17 protein-coding genes are annotated in these 21364 nt (G+C 43.2%); 7 read left to right on the top strand and 10 right to left on the bottom strand.

Translation table 11 applies throughout. The features are described from left to right. Positions 1–2 precede the first annotated feature (2 nt). From tssM to QLG00_RS01835, 9 genes are all read right to left on the bottom strand, one after another. Entirely contained in the window at positions 3–3824 is a 3822-nt protein-coding gene (tssM, locus tag QLG00_RS01875) for a type VI secretion system membrane subunit TssM (protein WP_151746601.1), read from the bottom strand. Positions 3825–3863: 39 nt separating this feature from the next. Continuing rightward, positions 3864–5267 carry a hypothetical protein gene (locus QLG00_RS01870; RefSeq protein WP_282470409.1) on the bottom strand — a complete coding sequence of 468 codons (1404 nt, stop codon included), beginning with the start codon at positions 5265–5267 and terminating at the stop codon, positions 3864–3866. Then, positions 5264–6262, bottom strand: a complete 999-nt coding sequence (tssG, locus tag QLG00_RS01865) for a type VI secretion system baseplate subunit TssG (RefSeq protein WP_151746599.1) — start codon at positions 6260–6262, stop codon at positions 5264–5266. The genes QLG00_RS01870 and tssG overlap by 4 nt, the downstream gene beginning before the upstream one ends. After that, positions 6226–8037: a type VI secretion system baseplate subunit TssF gene (tssF, locus tag QLG00_RS01860; RefSeq protein ID WP_282470408.1), complete on the bottom strand. Its 1812-nt coding sequence runs from the start codon at positions 8035–8037 to the stop codon at positions 6226–6228. The genes tssG and tssF overlap by 37 nt, the downstream gene beginning before the upstream one ends. Before the next feature lie 11 nt (positions 8038–8048). Beyond that, on the bottom strand, positions 8049–8522 hold the full coding sequence (tssE, locus tag QLG00_RS01855) for a type VI secretion system baseplate subunit TssE (RefSeq protein WP_039910098.1): 474 nt from the start codon (positions 8520–8522) through the stop codon (positions 8049–8051). A 69-nt stretch (positions 8523–8591) separates the two neighbouring features. Continuing rightward, the gene (locus QLG00_RS01850) at positions 8592–9095 is read right to left on the bottom strand and encodes a type VI secretion system tube protein Hcp (RefSeq protein WP_004939568.1); all 504 of its coding nucleotides are present in this window, start codon (positions 9093–9095) and stop codon (positions 8592–8594) included. Between the two features lie 45 nt (positions 9096–9140). Next, complete coding sequence (gene tssC, locus QLG00_RS01845; RefSeq protein WP_282470407.1) at positions 9141–10625, bottom strand: type VI secretion system contractile sheath large subunit; 1485 nt, start codon at positions 10623–10625, stop codon at positions 9141–9143. Further along, positions 10618–11121, bottom strand: coding sequence for a type VI secretion system contractile sheath small subunit (tssB, locus tag QLG00_RS01840; RefSeq protein ID WP_004939573.1), 504 nt, complete (start codon positions 11119–11121; stop codon positions 10618–10620). Before tssB ends, tssC begins: the two co-directional genes overlap by 8 nt. Before the next feature lie 21 nt (positions 11122–11142). Continuing rightward, on the bottom strand, positions 11143–11790 hold the full coding sequence (locus tag QLG00_RS01835) for a hypothetical protein (protein WP_004939578.1): 648 nt from the start codon (positions 11788–11790) through the stop codon (positions 11143–11145). Positions 11791–12176: 386 nt separating this feature from the next. Between QLG00_RS01835 and tssH the strand changes: the two genes are divergently transcribed. Genes tssH through QLG00_RS01805 form a run of 6 tightly spaced genes read left to right on the top strand, consistent with a single transcriptional unit; the run spans position 12177 to position 19713 of the window. Next, positions 12177–14843 carry a type VI secretion system ATPase TssH gene (gene tssH, locus QLG00_RS01830; RefSeq protein WP_282470406.1) on the top strand — a complete coding sequence of 889 codons (2667 nt, stop codon included), beginning with the start codon at positions 12177–12179 and terminating at the stop codon, positions 14841–14843. A gap of 17 nt (positions 14844–14860) precedes the next feature. Continuing rightward, positions 14861–15961, top strand: a complete 1101-nt coding sequence (gene tssA, locus QLG00_RS01825) for a type VI secretion system protein TssA (protein ID WP_151868103.1) — start codon at positions 14861–14863, stop codon at positions 15959–15961. Positions 15962–15977: 16 nt separating this feature from the next. Next, entirely contained in the window at positions 15978–17345 is a 1368-nt protein-coding gene (tssK, locus tag QLG00_RS01820) for a type VI secretion system baseplate subunit TssK (RefSeq protein WP_048765789.1), read from the top strand. 11 nt (positions 17346–17356) lie between these two features. Continuing rightward, complete coding sequence (gene icmH / locus QLG00_RS01815) at positions 17357–18160, top strand: type IVB secretion system protein IcmH/DotU (RefSeq protein ID WP_004939586.1); 804 nt, start codon at positions 17357–17359, stop codon at positions 18158–18160. 11 nt (positions 18161–18171) lie between these two features. After that, positions 18172–18741, top strand: a complete 570-nt coding sequence (locus QLG00_RS01810; RefSeq protein ID WP_282470405.1) for a hypothetical protein — start codon at positions 18172–18174, stop codon at positions 18739–18741. A gap of 9 nt (positions 18742–18750) precedes the next feature. After that, positions 18751–19713: a M15 family metallopeptidase gene (locus tag QLG00_RS01805; protein WP_055415489.1), complete on the top strand. Its 963-nt coding sequence runs from the start codon at positions 18751–18753 to the stop codon at positions 19711–19713. Between the two features lie 17 nt (positions 19714–19730). Here QLG00_RS01805 and prpF read toward each other — a convergent pair whose 3' ends face one another. Further along, positions 19731–20912, bottom strand: a complete 1182-nt coding sequence (prpF, locus tag QLG00_RS01800; RefSeq protein WP_282470404.1) for a 2-methylaconitate cis-trans isomerase PrpF — start codon at positions 20910–20912, stop codon at positions 19731–19733. Positions 20913–20981: 69 nt separating this feature from the next. Here prpF and QLG00_RS01795 point away from each other — a divergent pair, with 69 nt between their 5' ends. Beyond that, positions 20982–21140: a hypothetical protein gene (locus QLG00_RS01795; protein ID WP_282470403.1), complete on the top strand. Its 159-nt coding sequence runs from the start codon at positions 20982–20984 to the stop codon at positions 21138–21140. Positions 21141–21364: the final 224 nt, after the last annotated feature.

Genomic DNA, 21364 nt, shown 5'->3' with positions numbered 1-21364 from the left:
CATTATGGGCGTGCTCCCGTCGCTGGTGCCTGTGCCCCAGCAGCTGGTGTATTGTTGGTTGAAGCTACAGTGGGTGCTTGCTGAGCAGCCACTACACGAACCGCCTTGGTGGTGGTGACTTTATCGACCAGTTGTAAGCCCGTATAACCACGGCTTGAGCCAATATTGCCAGAGTGATTACCGCTGATGAGTCTGAAATTCACTTTGACCATCAGATTTGGATCGGTTTTACTTTTCCACGTCATCTCAAAACTACCATTTTGCTCTTTGCGCTGTGCACGGTCGATCAGTCGATTAATGCCATACTCACCCGGCTCATCAAAAATGGTATGGGTTTTTCCTTGTAAATCGACTGCTGTAATACGAGCACCCGGTATTGCACCTTGATTTGGCCAAACAAAATTGACCCACTGTTGAATACCGTTCTCGTAGGTCATACGTTGGCCATCGATATCAATCGTATACGAGCTGAACTGGCTATTCGGTAATGGATAAAATTGGAAGTTAGACTGAGCTGCCGCTGGTGCAGCAGCAGGCGTTTGATTTAATTCGCCTGTTGCCATGCCATTAATCGGCGCAACATAACGCTGGAAATTCATCACAAACTGAGGATTTAAGCTAATGCCTAAGTCTTTCCATGTTTTTGAGGTCAGTGTATAGCCACGTCGAATCACCAGCGGATCCAGATTTTCTTTAACAAAGCGCGCAATGCTGCCACTTTCACCAAAAATTTGCCCGATTTCAGCATTGGTGGCCTGCAAGGTAGCCGATGAATTAAACGGATATTTCTGACTTAAATTGGTACTAAATGGCTGATAGGCCTGCATGGTCCATAATTTATTAATTTCGTCTTGTGCAGGTACAATCAGACTGTCAAAAGACTGCGTCAGCGGCGTCACTAAAAAGCGTTGCAACATCTGCTGATCCAGCTCATTTGCGCCGACCGAGATTTTTTCATCAATCAATTTCTGTGTCACATTAAACACCGAAGTTTGATCGTTGATGGTTTGTTTCACCAAAGTGATTGCACTTGGGCCAATCTCACCCGCATTTTTCAGCTCGTTGAATTTACTACGCACTTGCGCGAGATTTTCAAGATATTCATCTAACAGTGATTTGTTTTGCTGATCATCGCGTTTGCGCACCAGTTGATAAAACATCTGATATTGCTGTGAGATCTGCCCTTGGGCTTTGCTCATGGCTTGTTGCTTGAGCTTATCATCATCACGATTAAGCACTTTGCGTTTAAACCATGCAATAAAACCTTTTTGCGGTGCAGCCAGTTCGGCCTGAACCACCGGGTTATCCCAGTTGGTTTCTATTGCAACCCGATCAAGAAAGGTACGAATCGGTGAATTTTGCGGTTCACCCAAAACATCAATATTTTTCACTTGCTGGCTAAATTGAGTGGCTTTGGCGTAATGCACACCATTTAAAAACTTACGCCATTCTGCGATATAGTCTTGTTTATATAACGCCACCAATTGTTTGCGAATCTGCTCTGGACTTCCCGAAAAGGTCAGATCGTCTGACTGGCGGCTATTGAGTACCCAGTCTTTGGTGTCTGTAGGTTTATTGGCGACTTCATCAATAGCGGTTTCGATATAGTCAGTCCATGCCTTATGAGTGAACATTCCCGGGAGCGCATAACTGCCTAGGATAATTCCTTTACTGTTTTCACCCACAATCTGCGAGACAGTTAATGCAGGATAACGCACAGCAGCACGCATTTTAATTTCGTTATACACACGATCACGCGCAGGCATTCCCCGAATTACAGCCAATAAGACCTGACGTGTTTGATCGACCAGTTGGCTATCGGCTTGTAACACCGGAAAATTTGAATCGGTGGTCAGTGTCAGTGCATAAGATAAAATTTGTTCAGCTTTTTGGATCATTTCACCGCGCGGCATCTGACCTTTATTGGCATCTAGCCAAGAGCGCCAGAAACGTGTCACCTGATCATTTAAATGGCTCGATTCGCGGTACTGCGGATTACTCATCATCAGATACGCTTTGAGTGCATTATAGGCATCTTGCGGATTGCTGTCTGATGGCTCGAGATACTGCTGTGTTTTTGCGACTTGTTTGATCTCAACATTTGAATGATTGGCTTTAAGCGACTCTTCATTGCCTTTTACACGTTGCAAATACTGCGCAATATTTTGCTGCGTAGGTATCAATACAATTTGACGAACACCATTGAGATACTCGGCACGCAGTTGCTCACGCAAGCGATTACCTTGATACAAACCAAAACTAAATTTGAGCGGGCGATGCTGATCAAACTCATCAAGCTGTTGCAACCGTTCTTGTAAAATCAACAGTGCATCCAGTTGGGTTGAAAGTTGCTGACCGGAAGTTTTTTCTAATTGCACCACTTTGTTTAAATCGGCCTGCACATCTTGAATCAGTTGCTGATTATTGCGATATGACCAGACCCATACTCCCAAAATCAAAGCAACCCCCACTAACGAACCAATAAAGGCAACGTGGCGCTGACGTTTTTTGGCTGGATTGATGTGCTGTTTGACCAGTTCTTTATCACGCAAAATCACATCGGAAAATAATCCTTTTAAGAAATAACCGTGATTTTGAATCTGCGATTGAGTTGCGTGTGGCTGTTCGGGATGTTCAATGGCCGATAAGCGAAACTCCTGAGCAATCTGCTCGGTCATCGGGCTTTCGACCACACCCTCTTGTAAGGCACTGGTAAAATAAAAGCCGCGAAATACGGGTTGGAACTGGTACGGATTATCTTCAAACAGGGTTGAAACAAAGCTTCTTAATGCGGGTTTAAGTGTTTTAAACTCGAGTGGGAAGGTCATGACGCTCGGTGAAATATTTTGCGCATGACGCCGGCTTAGATGTGTCGTACTGACCCCTTTTAGCCCTTCATACAAAACATTGTAATGATGATCAAAAAGATCCACAGCATTTTGCGATGAGTTTTGCTCATACGGCAGTGTAGCGCCCCAAGCCTGATTGTATTCTTGCGCCTCGTAGCAATCGAAAAATTCGGTGAACCCTGCAATTAAATCCATCTTTGAAAAGACCAGATAAACCGGAACAATTACTTCAAGCTTTTCGGTCAGATCTTGTATACGCGCACGTAAGTTTTTCGCAAGCTTGAGCGAACTTTCAGGACTTTGACTAATGAGCTCTGCAATACTCACAATCACAATCAGTCCATTCACAGGTGCCTTCGGGCGATTTTTTTTCAATAGGCTTAAAAAGCCCAACCACTCAGAGTGATCTTCTGAGTACACCGAGTAGCGCCCCGCGGTATCCAGTAAAATACCGTCAGTCGAAAAAAACCAGTCGCAGTTTCTCGTTCCGCTGAGTCCCGCAGAGACCATTTTCTGATGGTTCTCTTCAAAAGGAAATTTTAAGCCAGAATTATAGATTGCAGAACTTTTGCCCGCAGCAGGATTCCCGATCACCATGTACCACGGCAGCTCATATAATGCCGCGTTGCCCTTCTTATCTCCAAGGCGAGACTTACGAATCAGTTGAACCGACTCTTTCATTTGTTGCTGCATCAAATGCAGTTCGTCTTTATTGTTATGTGAATGCGTTTCTGTTTCGATTTCTTTTTCAATCGCCTGTGCCAGTTCTTCTCCTTGTTTGGCATGTCGGCGACGCTGAATTAACCAGTAGATGCCATATGCAAGCAACATCAGCACGTACAGAGCCAGCAAAATCCAGAAAATGGTCTGGGGAATATATGAATACGATGAAATTAGCGCCACCAGCAACGACAGTGCGATGATCGCTTTTGGATTAGTGATGTACTGCCACAAGTAGCCTAAAATTGTATACATCGTGTTCTCATTTCAAATTTAAAATTAAAAAAGTTAAGGTCATGCAGCAGCCTCATCCTTGGTTTCAACCTCAGCCACTGGATTTTGAATGACCGTTAATGTGTGATCTGTTGTACTCACCACCACATTAAGCGGCGGGAGAGTTGCTTGCATCGCCAGCATCGTGGCATAGATTTTTGCCACCTGCTGAGTATCGGCACTGAGCGCGCACGGATAGAGATAGTGATGCGCCTCGATTGAAGTTTGTTGAAAAAAATGATCGAGTTTTTTGCTCAAATTGAATTGTGTTGCTGGCTCAAGCACATACACAAAAGGATCTTCCGCTTCATACTGCGCATGTGTTTCCAGATTTAAATCACAAAGTGCAGCGTGAGCGTGCGCAGCAGCTTTACAGACATTCAGATGCTTGATAGATTCTAAGCCTTCAATCACCACGGTCTCTACTGCTATACAACAGCTACTGATAAACTCGGCCGGTACGTGATTTTCTTTTTGCCAGAAGCGCTCGTCTATTACATCCTGATCAATTTCCGAATCGACTGCTGCCACCCAATACACTTCATTTGGTTTACTTGTAATTTCTCGAAGTAAACTGTTCCATTTAGAATAAGCCGAAACTGAACTCACAAATTGATACTCAATCATGAGCTGCTCTGGATTTAAACCGTACTGCGTAAGCTGTGCATAGATCAGCGAATTGGCATGCTCATCCTGCCAAATGTGTAACAAGTCTTCAGGCAAAAATAGTTGTAGCGTTAAACGATCGAGCTGCTGTACAGGTGGCGTGAACATTGCGGATTCAAGCTCAGGTGTATCGGCTTGCTCATTTTTCCAACCTGGATGAACACGATAGTCATAACTTTCCTGTGTGTCATAAAATAATGCAGAACGATTTAAATGCGCGGCAATCGACTCAAACACCGATTGATGCTGTTCGAGTTGATGCTGAATCAAGCTATAAATTCGCTGCTGACGAAGCGCAAGCTCCGATTCATCGTCAGCCAAAACTAAATCTGCAATGCGATATGACAAAATAGGCAAACCATAAGAATTGGTCAGCTCACTATCTAAACTTGGACTTTGATAAGCCACAATCGCCTCAAGAATATCTGTGTTTTCACCACTTGCGGCATAGGCAGATGCGGCAAAAACATTCAGCTTAAGCCACTCGGGCACTTCTGCCTGCACGGCTTGAGCAGGTATTTCCTGAGCATGTTGCGGCTGCATTGAAGCTTGTTGCTGACGATTTTGATATGCACGATAGGCGCGATAAAGAAGCCATGGACTTAAGATCAAAAGCCCCAATACAAGAGGCAGTACAAACAGATACAGCCATAAATCGGTACTGCTTGGATCAAACTGACTGTCCTTCCAGTAAAGAATTACTACACTGATAACCAGTAGTAAAACACCCAGCAACACCCATATTATTTTTTTTATCATGCAACCACCCCGATCAAGGCATAGCAGGTATCATCACGATCTTGCCCAGATGCTGCCGACATCAAAAATGCACCTTGTCCTAGCCCCTGCTCATGCACTGAACTCAATTGAAATGGTTGTACATCTTCATGTTTTAAAATCAGACGTACATCGACCAATAGCGTCGGGTTACTCCATGTTTGTAAAATTTGTTTTAATCGCTGGCTATGCACACCAGATGGCAAAAAACGCAAGTAATCCTGACGTTGCAGTGGGCCAATCTGGATCTCAATTTTGCCATCCATCTGCTCTACTTGATCACCACAGAAGGTATTCACGCCCAATAAGCTCGGGTTTTGTCCGCCTAAAGAAGTTTTCTGTGCATCATTTAAGGCAAACTTTTCCCGAATAAACTCTTGAACTTTTACTTGCTGTTTAAAAATACAACGCAGCATGGTACTGAGTGCATAAGCCGTATGGTTTTGCCCCTGCATTAAGCCTGCAAATTCTGCGAAGTATTCGTCTAACTCTGGCTGCTGATGCTGCTCGGCAATATAGCCATTCAGTGCATGCAAAATCTTTAAATAATGATTTTCTTCTTCAATTTCATAGCGAAGCGGTAAATGATGTACCAGACTGGCATCTACATACTGGGCAGACAAAGTGTGGTTAAACAGACCTAAAAAGGCTTGGGTTTCTTTACGTTGAGGCCGTGCACTGCGCTTGACTTTGTTGGTATAGGTATAAGGCAATGCGCCTTGCGTTCCAGTTAAACCGACAATTAGGTTGACCAGTTCGATACGATCATTTTCTTGTGCCAGATGCTCAATTTCAGTGGCAGGAAAACCCAATTCTAACGATGTACCAAAATAAAAATGCGATGCCCAGCGACGCTGATTGAGGCGAAATGGTACATGTCGCAGTAAACGGATGGCCTGAATAAATTCGAATTTTTTAGGTGTCTGAAACAGGTTTTCTGTTACAGAAGTGCTTTGCCACCAACGTTCTGAACGCATTGGTATAACTCCTGTTGACGTTGACTGTCCCAAATCACCACATCGACAAAACTGTTCATTTGAACTTTTAAATTGAAGATATGACTGAGCAACTGACTGAAAATATATACGCTGTGCCCACGAAAAACTGTAGGATCAACATAAACGTTGGCTTTGATCCCTCGCACAAACATAGGAAAAGGTTTGGCCTCGACTAGCTTGTGCGTTAATTCAAACTGGATTTGTTTGATGGCATGAATCAGTAATGTATTTTCTTTAGAATGTGGCAAATTATAGAGCGCTAAAAGTTCCTTTAGATGCGACAGGCTATCGCCTTTCATGAGTGCCAGCGTATTGAGTGATAAATGCGAAATAATTCGCCACTGCTCATTTTTATTTTGTTCAAACTGATACGGCATGGTAGGTCGTTTTAAAACCGTTGCACGGCGTGCCAGCGTACTGTTGTTTAGATTGAGCGTGGTGTGTGTTTGTCCCAAGACCTCGTGTGGAAGGTCCCAGTTTGAACACAACAATTGCGTACTCACGTAGTCTGAAGACGTATTAAATGGTTCCAGCTGTTTTGAAACAATTGTAAATCGGGTCTGCATCCGGCTCGAACTGCTTATTTTTTGCTGATTCAATGCATAAAAAAACTTAACCGTCTGAGGGTGATAATGACTCATGGCGAAAAAAGGTAAAACAGGTGTGGTGATCTGTTCCTGATTACTTTTCTCGCGAATCATCTGCATATTTTGAATAGCATACACCTGATAGGCATCAGGATAATGAGCATCGGTCAATAATGAATATTCAAGTTGCTGATGATTGATCTTTTGTGGTTCAGCCTGTTTTTCAAAAAGATTGATAATCGGTGTGGTAAAGAGTTTGAAGTTTTCAGTGACAAGTTCAGAGTAATTACGAACGCTCGCTGTATCATTCAAGTTGAGTTTAAGATGAACTGATAGCTCAAAATTAGACTGGCCCGACAAGAACGACTTGAGTATAGAAAGATTAAGCTTTAAATAATTGAATTTTTCTGGAAAGCAAAAATATTCCATCAACAACCGATAAGCATGATGGGTATGCTGATCAATCGGCAGTAAGGCCTGCTCTTCTTCAAAGCCCATGATCTGAAATGGATTCGGAATACTATGCGTCTGGCGGTTTACAGTAATCGAAAACTGGGTCTCTGTTTTAAATAACTGATCGAGTACTTGAAGCGGAAAATTAGAAATACTGTCCAGATAAATCGGTAATTGTTCATCAAGCAGCCATGTCTGCGCCGGATTCAAAAGATCAAAATGAAAGTTAAAACTGGCATTTTGGCTCAAGTGTGCACGAGCACTGTCTAATGTTTTAAATTCAACCCGTGCCAGTTGAATGGGCAATAAGCGTACATCGTAGGCGGTGTTAAATTCGCACTGCACGCCTCGAAAGCTGCGCGATTTCAAACGTGTTTGTGCCGGAATAAGATGTGGCTCGGTCAATTGTTTGAGTTTCTGAGGATCATCAAAACTCACCACACTACAGGCTGGAAAGTGTCGCAAATATTGCGGAAACATCACCTCAAATAATGAGCGGGTAAAAATGTCGTGGCTGTCTGTAATTTTTTTATCAATACGCGCCGCAATTAAAGAAAAGGCCTGAATCAAGCGCTCGATATGCGGATCATCAATCTGTTCTTGATTGAGCGCGAGACGCTGTGCAATTTTAGGATATTTCTGCGCAAACTCACGCGATTGCTGACCAAACTCTTGAAGCTGTTTTTCATAGTAGGGTAAAAGTTCTTCTATCACAGCAGCTCCACTTAGCTTTGAGCAGAAATTACATATTGTTGTGTGGTTGGTTTCAGCAAGGCATCAAATACTACTGGTTCATATAATGGGTGGATATTCAGATAGGCCTGAATACTCAAACACAATGCGCCCATATTATGACCATCAAGCAACATCTCGACCTTGACCTGCTTTAAGCGAGGCTCATGTGCGGCAATCGATTGTTCGATTGATTGACAGATTTTTTCCCGATCCATTGGATTGGCTGTCGATAAACCGACAAAGTCGATAATGCCAAACTGTAAAATAGATTTTTGAGCCAATGGATAGTGATCCATGACATGGTCCATTTTTGCAATGCGGCTGTTGAGCAAATCTTCTAAATCACGTGCCACAGATTCGCGCAATTGTTGTACGGACAAACCGCTTAAATCTTCTTGTTCAGGGGCAAGTCGATCAAACAGTGTCGAACGAAATCCAAATGGATATAAGTGATCTAGATTCATTTTCTCAAACATGAAAAACCAGATAGAGAACAATCGAAATTGTTCTCTATCCAGCTCGAAGTTAATGCATTATGCTGCGTAAGACGCGGTGTTGTTAGACAACGACCATTTCTTGGTAACGGCACCCTTCGCTGTACCATTGATGTCTTGCTGGTTGTAAGTCCACTCTACTGCTGCGTACTTAAGACCAAACGTTTCAGTCGGTACACCTTCTTCATTTACAGTTGGTGTCACGCTTGATACCAAGACATGCTTCAATTTAATCTGCAAGTACTTGATTCGTTTGTCGCCATTGGCACGGTAAAAGTCGATCTGTACTTCGTCGAAAGTGTAACCCGCTGAACATGCTTCCCAAAGTTTTGGACTTGTTGCATCCAAATCTTTTACAAAGAGCATGTCTGAGTGTTCAACACGTTCTGCTGTATGACCACCGACGCTACTTGAAGTTGCTGATTTTGGCTGACGAATGTTATGAGCCCATGAATTGACTTCTAGCCAGTCTTTGTGCTCAGCATCACGTGACTCGCCGTCCACCTTGTATTTACCACGAAATTGAACGTATATATCTTTCATTTCAAAATTATCCTATTGTAATTTAAAGTTATTATGAGCTGTTCTCTAATTTGAGGACTGCGGAAGTTCCGTGACTAGTCTTAAAGAAACTGACAACTCATCCAGCTGGAAGTGGGGTCTTAAAAAGACCACCGATTTGTAGTGTCCCGGTTGTGCCGGATCTTCTACAACCTTTACAGATGCCTCACGAAGTGGGTATTGCGCTTTTGCTTCTTGTGAAGCTCCATCATCAAGCAATACATACTGAGACAGCCATTCATTCAAGAAGGCTTCTACGTTCCCTGCTGAAGCAAAACTTCCGACTTTATCGCGCATCATTGCTTTTAAGTAATGTGCAATACGCGATACGGCCATGATGTATTGAATTTGACTCGACAATGCGGAATTGGCATTTGCAGTATCACTGTCGTACTTTTTCGGTTTTTGCGTCGATTGCGCACCAAAAAATGCAGCGTAATCGGTATTTTTACAGTGTACTAACGGAATAAAGCCTAAATCGCTCAGCTCTTTTTCACGACGGTCTGTAATTGCAATTTCAGTTGGGCATTTAAATGCCACCTCACCGTCATGCGTTTTAAAGGTATGTACAGGCAGGCCTTCGACCAGTCCGCCGCCTTCAACACCACGAATCGCGGCACACCAGCCGTGTAAATCAAACGCATTGGTGAGTCGAGTACCAAAGGCATAAGCCGCATTCATCCACAAATAATCGTGGTGATCTTGACCTGTCACATCCTCTGCGAAGTTAAAGCCTTCAGTGGCGGTACCTTCTTTCGGATGATACGGCAGACGACCCAAAACACGTGGCATCGTCAACGCTACATAGCGCGCGTCTTCACTGTCTCGAAACGAACGCCATTGTACGTATTCGGCCGTTTCAAAAATTTTCGATACATCACGAGGGCGATCAATATCTGTATAAGACTCTAATCCAAACATATTTGGATTGGCAGCCGAGATAAACGGCGCATGAGCCGCAGCAGCTACATGTGAAATTTGCTCAAGCAGATACATGTCCGATGGCGTGCGGTCAAACTCGAAATCACCAATCAACGCCGAATAAGGTGCACCCCCAAAAGAGCCGTATTCTTCTTCATAAATCTTTTTAAACAAGGTACTTTGATCGAAATCGGTTGCACCCTGAAAATCCTTGATCAGCTCTTTTTTTGTGGTATTGAGCATGCGGATTTTGATTAATGGATTTGACGGTGTTTCTTGGCAGAAATAGTAGAGTCCACGCCAAGTCGATTCAATTTTTTGAAACTTTTCATGATGCATAATTTCGCTGAGCTGCTGGGAAATCAAGGCATCAATCTCTGCAATTCGTTTGTCAATTGACAAGGTCATGTTTTCAGAGACGGTAATGGTACCTGCCATCACCTCTTTGGCCAATTCACCAATGAGGCTTTTGGCACGTGTATGCTCTTCATCATTACGCGCAATGCGGCTTTGCTCGACAATTGAATCGAGCAAAGGTGTACTTTGAGTCTCGACTGCTGCCGCTGTATTGGCCAGTTGTGAATTACTCATGATCCACCTCATTGCTTAATTTACGCACTTGATCAGTATTTTTCAGCACTTCATCAAGTAAATCTTCAAGTCGCTCATTATTCGAAATTTTATTACGCAAATCGGTCAGACGCTCACGTGCTTCGACCAGCTTACGTAATGGCTCAACTTGTTGGGCCACGTGTTCTGGTCGAAAGTCATCCATCGAATTAAAGGTTAAATCCACATGCATTCGTCCACCTTGTTCAGTTAAGGTATTCCCTACATCAAACGCGGCACGAGGTGCCATGGATTGCATCACATCGTCAATATTGTCTAAATCAACGTTAATAAATTTTTTATCTTTTAATTTGGTTTTTTCAACTTCTGACGCCGCAGAAAAATCTCCCATTACGCCTACCACAAATGGCAACTCTTTTGCTTCTTTGCCATCACCAATCTCAACGTCATAGGTGAGTTGTACACGTGGTGGTCGAATTCGTTGAAGCTTCTTTTGTACGCTTTCTCTTTTCGCCATGGTCAATTTTCCTGTGTCAAATTACTTTAAAGAATCAAATGGACTTGCACTTGATTTCGATGCGGGAGCGGCGGCTTTGGCTGGAGCCGGGCTTGACGCTTTTGGTTTAGGCGTACTTTTTGTAGAACGCTTCGTGCTGGACGTTGCAGCTACACGTTGGGCACGTGCTTTATTTCTGAGTGATTCATCGGTGATGGGTTTGAGGTTTGAGGTATCTGGCGCAGGAACAGCACTTTTAATCGCGTCGGCAAGTTCTTTCGCGGGTGGATAAGTCGTATCTTCAGTGAGAAAACGCATTTCAGTGTTACGCATCTCTTTTAAGCTTGTATTCGCAATCGCAACGCTCGATAAGAAAGTGACGTCTGTGAGGAGATTTCCGCGAACATTCTGCTGCTTGAGTTGATTAACCAAATACAGCGCATTCATATTTTGTCCGATCTGATGAAAACGCATCGCAGCCTGAGCCAATAAATCATTTTTACGATCGGCATTTTTTTTATCACACACTTGTGCATAAAGTGAAAGTAGGGCTTGATCTGTTTGCCCTGCAGCCTGCGGATAATCACGTATACAGCTCTTTTTCAGCTTAATATTTTCATCGTTTGCATGAGCAGAATTTAAAAATGTTAAGCCAACTAAAATCACTGAAAATACAATACTTTTTCTCAAAATATGCCTCTTAATCATTTAAATTTTTTAGGGAAAGACATTACAATTTTTTGTCAATCACAAATCTGCTCATCAATTTTTATAAAATTCGAACGTGCGGATTCTATCAAAAAACACACCAAGCTCGTCAAGACTAATCTGTCTATTTATTTTAAAACTTTATTTAACACGCAATCAATAATCAATACAAGAGAGTTTAATACAATCAACTTCATCTACCCATTAATGTTTTTTTTCGGTAGAATAAAAAAGCAAAACGCACCTAAAAAAGTATAATTTATTTAAAATCAATAAATTATACATAAAAAATGGTGTTTTATTTTTTAGAAGATGTGAATTTTCTTATTCAAGATTCTAGTAAATATTAATAAAACGACCTGAGATTTATGATGAGCAATTTAAAAATTCTAATTACCAAATTATCGAGTAACTCTCGGACAGCATTAGAAAAATCAGCAAACTCATGTATTTTGTTACAAAACTTTGAAATTGAAATCGAACACCTTTTTTTAGAGCTTTTAAATCAAAACAGCAATAACGATTTAAAAATTTTACTAAATAAATACAAAATTAATTTAGATGAACTTTCAAGTGATTTAAATCAATCACTTAACACCCTGCCTAAGGGAAATAATCGCACGCCAATTTTCTCAAAATCAATTGTTCGATTATTGGAACAGGCTTGGTTAGTTGCATCAGCAGATCAAACTCCGATTATTCGAAGTGGCCACTTATTGGTCGCGCTATTAACAGCAGCCGATCTTTATCAAATTGCGATTCGTGCATCGGAACGTTTTGAGGATATTCCAGTTGAATTACTCAAACATAAGTTTCTCGAAGAGTGTGAACACAGCCCAGAAAATATTCATCACGAAGACGTTAATCCTGCACCTGCAAAAGCGTCAGATACCAAACAAAAAACGCCAGCACTCGATTTATACACCATCAATCTAACCGATAAAGCTAAAAATGGTGCAATTGATCCTGTAATTGGCCGTGAAAATGAAATTCGCTTAATGCTGGATATTTTGATGCGTAGACGTCAGAACAATCCGATTTTAACTGGTGAACCTGGCGTGGGAAAAACCGCGGTGGTTGAAGGGCTTGCACTCAAGATTGCACAAGGTCAGGTACCGAGTGCCCTACTCAATGTACACTTGCATACCTTGGATATGGGGCTGCTACAAGCAGGCGCAAGTGTAAAAGGTGAATTTGAAAATCGTTTAAAACAAGTGATTCAAGAAGTTCAATCTTCGACGCATCCTATTATTTTGTTCATTGACGAGGCACATACCCTGATTGGTGCAGGTGGACAAGCCGGGCAAAATGATGCTGCCAACCTTTTGAAGCCTGCCCTTGCGCGGGGTGAGCTTCGAACAATCGCAGCAACCACGTGGGCAGAATACAAACAATATTTTGAAAAAGATGCTGCACTCAGCCGCCGCTTTCAGGTCATTAAAGTTGAAGAACCGTCTGAAGAAGTTGCGGTTGACATGCTGCGCGCCATGATTCCAGTCATGCAGCAGCATTTTAATTTACATATCGACGATGAGGCGATTGTGACAGCCGTACAGGCCTCGCATCGCTACATCAGCGGTCGTCAGCTCCCAGACAAAGCCATCAGTGTGCTCGATACCGCCGCAGCGCGTGTCGCACTGACACAAAATGCACAGCCGGTGATGCTCGATCAGCTACAGGCCGAGCTGCATAATCTTCAACTTGAACACGATTTATTAACGCATGAGCATCGCCACTCTGCGGCACATGAGCAGCGTTTAAACAGCTTGAATCAGGATATTCAAGCTGTAAATCATCAGATCCAAGCCGTACATGCACGCTGGCAGCAAGAGCTTGAACTGGTTAAAAAAATTCAGGATATTCAAAAAAATAATGAAAATTTAGAGGATTATTCAGCTCAGCTTTTGCCATTGCGTAGTAGCTTACAACAGCTTCAGGGCAATGAGCCATTGGTGTTTGAACGTGTGACTGCACAGATGATTAACCAGATTATTTCCGACTGGACCGGTATTCCAGTAGGTAATATGGTGCATGACGAAATTCAACAGATCCTGACGCTCAAAGATAAATTAGAACAGCGCGTAATGGGACAAGACTATGCGCTTGAACAGCTCGTGCAGGGAATTAAAACCTCTAAAGCTCGTTTGGAAGATCCCAATAAGCCACAAGGCGTATTTTTACTGGTAGGGCCAAGTGGTGTCGGTAAAACAGAAACTGCACTTGCACTTGCAAATGAGCTTTATGGTGGTGAACAACACCTGATTACCATCAATATGTCTGAATACCAAGAAGCACATACCGTTTCATCCCTAAAAGGTGCGCCTCCAGGCTATGTCGGTTACGGTCAAGGTGGCGTGTTAACCGAAGCTGTGCGTCGTCATCCGTACAGCGTGGTATTACTCGATGAAATTGAAAAAGCCCATAGCGATGTTCAAGAGCTGTTTTATCAGGTGTTTGATAAAGGCATGCTTGAGGATGGTGAAGGCCGATTAATCGATTTTAAAAATACCACCCTCATTCTGACCTCAAATGCGGGTTCAAGCAGCATCATGAAAACGTGTATTAACCGCCCAGTCGAGGAATGGCCAAGCGCGATTGAATTGATTGAACAACTTAAACCAAGTTTGTATCAGCACTTTAAACCGGCATTTTTAGGACGTATGCGAATTGTGCCCTATTTTCCATTGCACGATGAGTTACTGATTCAGATTATCCGCCATAAACTCGATAAAATTGTTCACCGTTTGACGGCTCAGTACAGTACAGAGGTGGAGTATTCAGATGATGTGGTTGAACTCATTTTGATGCGTTGTACCGAAGTCGATAGTGGTGCGCGTAATGTTGATCACATTTTAAATGCAAGTGTATTACCAGCACTTGCCACCCACATTTTGATGGCGTTGGCCGATCAAAACCTACCAAAACGAATTGTAATAGATACCCAAGACGATGAAATCGTCTACCAGCTTGATCCTGTTGAAAAAAAATCGAGCAAAAAACGTGTCGTCAAAACGACTAAAGTGTCTGAAGCGTGAGTCTATAGAGTAATGCTATGCAACTAAATTTGTCAGAATTGCTAAATCCAATTACTGAACACTCGCCATGTGGAGAGGATTATTCATTCTCTAATGAATTTCATCGGATCAAGCAGGCCAGAACACAAGATGATCTGCTGCTTGATCAGGGAGATTGGGTTACCGCACCCAAACAGGCCAACTGGGAATTGGTGATTGAGACATCGACAGATTTATTACAACAGCACACCAAAGATATTCGTTTACTCACTTGGCTCGTTGAAGGCTGGGCAAATCTGGCTGGATTTGAAGGTATTGCCAAAGGCGTAGAGCTGAGTCATCTGCTCCTCGATCGTTACTGGGATTCGATTCATCCGGTGATTGAAGATCAGGATTTAGACCAGCGTTTGGGGCTATTACAGGGATTAATTAATCAGCTTCCAATGCTTGTAAAAAAAGTACCTCTGATCAATACAGCACCTCATTATGCATTGCTGCAATACGAAAGTTTTCTTTACCATCAGAATATTCGTAGAAAGCAAAGCGATGAATACTCCGATTCAGATGCACCAAATGAACTTGAAGTATTTGAGCAAGCCCTGTTTAACACTTCAAAAAGTTTTCAATATCAAAACTATCAGTCATTTAAAGAAATTCTTGAGCAATGGCATACCTTAAAACAGGTACTTGATACACATATGGGGCTTGATGCGCCAAGCTATGCTGCGATTGATTCGAGTCTGGAGGGAATTGATGTGACCCTGCGTAAAATTTATAAGGCTGATACGTTTGATACTGCGCCAAGCCAAACCTCCTCCATATCTGATCAAAACCACAATGATGTTGTCGCTTTAGACCAAAGTAACCATCCTGTAGCACAGCCTGTATCCTCACAGTTTCAGCCAGTTGCTCAAAGCCATATTGAAAACCGCGAACAGGCCATTCGCGTACTACAGCAAATTTCGGACTATTTTCAAACCAATGAACCGCACAGCCCTGTCAGTTATATGCTGCAAAAAACCATTAAATGGAGTCAGATGCCGCTACACGAATGGCTGGCCCAAGTGATTAAGGATGAACATCCGCTTCAACAAATACATGATGCATTGGGTGTTCAAACCCAAAATGAATATGAATAAATGTGGGTAAAAACATATGTTTAAAGCAGAAAAAATCCTCTGGGGCGAAGGATTGTTTTTACGTCCACAGCATTTTCAAATTCAGGACAGCTATCATGAGCAGCGCCTGAATCAAACCATTCGGTCAACCATTCCATTTGCATATGGTATTCGGCAACTGCGTTTTGACGAGTTACAACTCGGTACGCACGTGCTGGCACTCGAAAACATTGAAATGATTTGGCAAGACGGCGAGATTTATCACGCACCGAGTACAGATTTATTGCCGGAACCTTTATTACTTGATGATCTGAATTTCCGTGGTGAGATGACGATTTATCTGACGCTACCTGTGGTTCAGCCCAATAAAAAGAACATGAGTCATGATCAAGAACAGCAGCATTCGGGGCGCTATGCATCGCATCTTGCACATACCCATGACTTGTTTACCGATGCTCAACCTGCCGACATCACCTTACTCCGACGTCGTGCCGTATTACGCTTACTCGATCCAGTCGCAGATCCAATTAGCCAGTTAGAGGGTTTTTTATACCTCCCGATTGGACGCATCAAACGTCATAGCTCTGGCGCTTTCGAACTGGATCAGAAGTTTATTGCACCGCTACTCCATATCGAAGCTTCAGAGGCCTTAACCTCTAATTTAAAACGTACGCTGAATGTCATTCGCGCCAAAATTAAAACGATTCAGACCAACAATCGCGAAAACGAACAGAAACTCATCGAATTTCGCTCTGGCGATATTGTCTCGTTCTGGTTGGTCAATGCACTGAATACAGCACATGCCACATTAAGCCATTTTTTGCAGTATCCTCAAATTCATCCAGAGCGGCTTTTCTTTGAGTTGTTACGCCTAACAGGGTCTTTACTGACGTTTTCAACCGCGTACGAAGTCGATCAGTTGCCTTCATATCGCCATCATCAATTACAGCATAGTTTTCAAGAGCTGGATGTCATTTTACGCGATTTGCTAGATACGATTATTTCGAGTCGATATATCAGTATTGCGCTTAAGGAAATTCGTCCTTCTTACTGGTTGGGTAGTCTTGAATCAGACAAAATCACCCGAGATACACGGCTGTATATTGCAGTGTCGAGCAGCATGATGCAAACCCACGAACTGGTTCAGATCGTGCCGTTACGCTTTAAAGTGGGCAGTACAGTAGATGTCGAGCAACGCGTGGTGGCAGCCCTACCTGCCATACCATTGCATCATCTGATGCAGGTGCCGACCGCTATTCCCGTGCGCTCTGGGGTAAGTTATTTCGAAATTGAACCACATCACGATCTGTATCAACGCATGCTGGAATCCGAATCGATCTGTTTATACGTTCCATCGGGTTTTCAAGATATTAGCATTGAATTGATTGCTGTGATGAACGCCTAAGGAGAATCTGGATGAGCCAACCTACTGGTGCCCCTTCACTATTTGACGATGGCAAAATCGGCGGTGATTTTTCAGCACCCAATCAATACAGTCAGCAGCAAAGTGTCAATCTGGTCGATTTGTTACATGATGGGTTTTATATTGTTTTCCTCATTCGAAATCAGTATATCCCGTCGGATGTACAAGAATTCCGCCAGAAAATTGTCGACTTACTCAATCGCTTTGAACAGCAAGCTAAAAAGCTGCATTTTTCAGCCGATGATATCCACGATGCTAAATATGCTTTTTGTGCGCTGATAGATGAAACGATTGTGACTCAGCAAGATCCAAGTTTCTTTCACTTGCAAAATGCATGGCTGATCAGTCCATTACAATTAAGCCTCTTTGGTTCACAGCTTGCTGGCTATCAATTTTTTGAAATACTGGAACAACTGCGCAGTAAAGGGAAAGCGCGTCTCGCGTCTTTAGAAGTCTTTCATTATTGTTTATTGCTCGGATTTCAGGGCAAATATCGGATTGAATCGATTGAAAGTCTGAATCATTTAGTGGCACGGGTTGGAGATGAAATTGACTACTTAAAGGGTAAAAAGGCGGCCTTCTCACCTTTTGCGGCTATTCCCGATCAAATTCGAAATATGATTCATGGTGAGCTGCCATTTTTTTGGATTTTAATTATTTTACTGATTTTTGCACTTTTGAGTTTCGGCGGACTCAAATATATGTTGGGGCATCAGGCCAATAGCTCACTTGCACCTTATCAGAATGTGGTTTCCGCGCCTGCTGAAGAAGCACATATCACCATTTACTTACCTTAAAAGGCACGGATATGGCACAAGAAAAACCGACTTCATTACGTATATTACAAACATCTAAAAAAAAATCAGCTTCACCTTTTATGTTTGGTCTTGTGGGGTTCATGACTGGCGTTGGCGTCACTTTAATGGGATTTTTTCTGGTTTTACAACCGTCTATGGGTTCATCTTCGGCACACTCACAAGCCGAGGAGGTTGTGGTTCCAATTACGCCGAATCCACCCAGCTTACGTCAGGATGTGGAAACACCTGCACGTTCAGAAACCGCGCATGTAACCGCGACAACGGGCGATGAAGCCGATACTGAAATCGCACAGCCGAAAGACAGTGAGCTCAGCAAACTTTTTTCGCATACCCCCGCAGCCGCGCCGGTTCAACGTGTTTCGCCATTTGATCAATCGCTACATGCGACACCGAAAACAGCAACATCCCCTAAACCTGCGGCCCAAGCGGCACCCAAAAAAGCCAATACAGCAGAGCCTAAAACGAATCATGATGTTGCCGCGCCAGTTACGAAGCCGACAACAGATTCTACAGCCGAGCCTTCAACTGCTGCACCAGCAAAACCTGCAGAGGCAAGTTAAGTCTCATCTATGATCATTCTGATTATTTTGGGTTTTATTGCAGTGGCAGTGACATTAACACTGTTTATGTCGTATGAGCTGCGCTTTAAAGCGAAACAATGGCTTCAGACACTTCTCCCCCAAAGTAAACATAAAATCCAGCATGCTAAAACGATGGTACAGCGCATGCATGCAGCATCGTCATCGCAGCAATTACAGTCGCAATGGCATTTGCAGCAATGGTGGATTTTAATTGCAGGATTACTATTGTTTAGTAGTGTGCTGGTGTTTGCTTTTACACGACCAGTCAGCTCAAGCAAAATTGAAGCCGAATATCTAAAAGAAGTCGATCCACAAATCTATACGCTCTTAAATGGTGAAATGCTCACGCCTCCACCTGAAGTCGATCAATCCTTGATTGAAGCTGCAATTGTTGAGGCCAATCAGCTCGAACAGCAATATGCCAGTAGTCGGCCTGCAGAACCGAGTATCACAGCGGAGGCCGAAGGCATTGGGCACCATAGTCTGATTATGGATACCCAGTTTGTTGATCGTAAATGGGACAAGATGAATCCACGTTACAAACAACGTTTGTTGATGGTGTTTAAAATCATGAAAGAGCGCCATGGCTATGAATTGGTATTACTCGAAGGATACCGTAGCCCTGAGCGACAGAACTTCTTGTCTGGCAACCCCAATACCACGCGTGCCCGGGGCTATCAAAGCTATCATCAATTTGGCCTAGCCGCCGATGTGGCATTTAAACGTAACGGCAAAGTCGTAATTTCGGAGCGTGATCCGTGGGCCATGCGTGGCTATCAGCTTTATGGTGAAGTTGCAGAGTCGGTAGGCTTAACGTGGGGAGGCCGCTGGAAATCGATTCAAGATTACGGGCATACCGAATATCGAATGCCCGGCTTGAAAAAAACGAAAGAGATGGCCGAACAGCTCATTGCTGAAGGCCAACTCAGTGCGTCAGACAGCAACAGTTAGTTTAAGCCTGATACATATTACTGAGGCACATAAACAAAACCCTCCATCAGAACACGGGCACTACGACTCATAATTGCTTTTTTCACTTGCCATTGTCCGCTGGTGTCTTGTACTGCTTCTGCACCAACACGTAAGGTACCCGATGGATGACCAAATCGAACCGCTTCACGTGGTATGGCACCAGCAGCTGTGTGTACCAACGTTCCCGGTACGGCAGCGGCAGTACCAATGGCGACTGCGGCGGTTCCCATCATGGCATGGTGCAATTTACCCATCGATAATGCGCGCACCAGTAAATCGATATCGGATAGCTCAACCGTTTTTCCGCTCGATGCCTGATAGGACTGCGGCGGCGCAACAAACGCAATTTTCGGTGTGTGCTGGCGTGATGCTGCTTCTGAAATGTCTTTGATAAGTCCCATTTTGACTGCTCCATGGGCACGAATGGTTTCAAAACGCGCCAGCGCAGCAACATCATTATTAATCTGATTTTGTAATTCGGTACCTGTATAGCCCAGTTCTGCTGCATTTAAAAAGATGGTCGGAATGCCTGCATTGATGAATGTGGCTTTAAACGTTCCAACTCCAGGCACTTCTAGATCATCGACAACTTGACCCGTTGGAAACATTGCCCCGCCATCCTCACCGTCTTCGGCAGGATCTAAAAATTCGATCTGAACTTCTGCGGCGGGAAAAGTAACTCCGTCGAGTTCAAAATCGCCAGTTTCTTGTACCACACCGTGTGTGATCGGCACGTGGGCAATAATGGTTTTTTGAATATTTTTTTGCCAGATGCGTACTGTGCAGTGTCCGTTGTCTGGAACTCGCTCTGGGTCAATCAATCCCTGACGAATCGCAAAGGCACCCACTGCTGCGGTTAAATTGCCGCAATTACCGCTCCAGTCGATAAACGGTTGGTCAATCGAAACCTGTCCAAACAAATAATCAACATCATGCTCGGGTTGTTGACTTTTGGCGAGAATGACCGTTTTACTGGTACTTGATGTTGCACCGCCCATGCCGTCAATTTGCTTGCCATAGGGATCGGGACTTCCAATCACACGCAGCAAAAGTTGGTCGCGAGCGGCTCCTGCAACCTGAGCCTCAACGGGCAAATCATTTAAATTAAAAAATACACCTTTACTGGTACCACCACGCATATAGGTTGCTGCAATTTTTTGTTGAGGAGGAAATTTCATGATGTTGCTTTATCCATTTCGCATTTTTATTCGATGCTTAAAGTTTAAATGATTTTTCTGGCAGTGGTTGTGACTGATCAGATCTGCGCGACTAAAGTTCAAAATCAATTTGAGCTGATCTGTTCTATTTTGCGTCAAGATGAAGATGAAGATGAAGATGAAGATGAAGATGAAGATGAAGATGAAGATGAAGATGAAGATGAAGATGAAGATGAAGAGAGTATATAAATGCTGAATGTTAGATTTTTATAATGTTTTATATTCTTTTAAAATCTTGAGGGTGTTTAGGGAAAACAATATGTTTAACTTCAACAATTAAAGCTTTGTAAGCTGTAACCTTTTGCCTATAAACTCTTGATCTATAGCGTCCTAAGCCGAATCGAGACCTTTTGGGTGAGTACACACTAACGTTATACGTTTTGGTGCATGCTACTCTTTTCGATCCCTATCAC

Source organism: Acinetobacter sp. V89_7 (assembly GCF_029967895.1).
Lineage (GTDB): Bacteria > Pseudomonadota > Gammaproteobacteria > Pseudomonadales > Moraxellaceae > Acinetobacter > Acinetobacter soli.
Note: the sequence above shows the minus strand (reverse complement) of the source record. Positions and strands in the feature narration are given on the sequence as shown.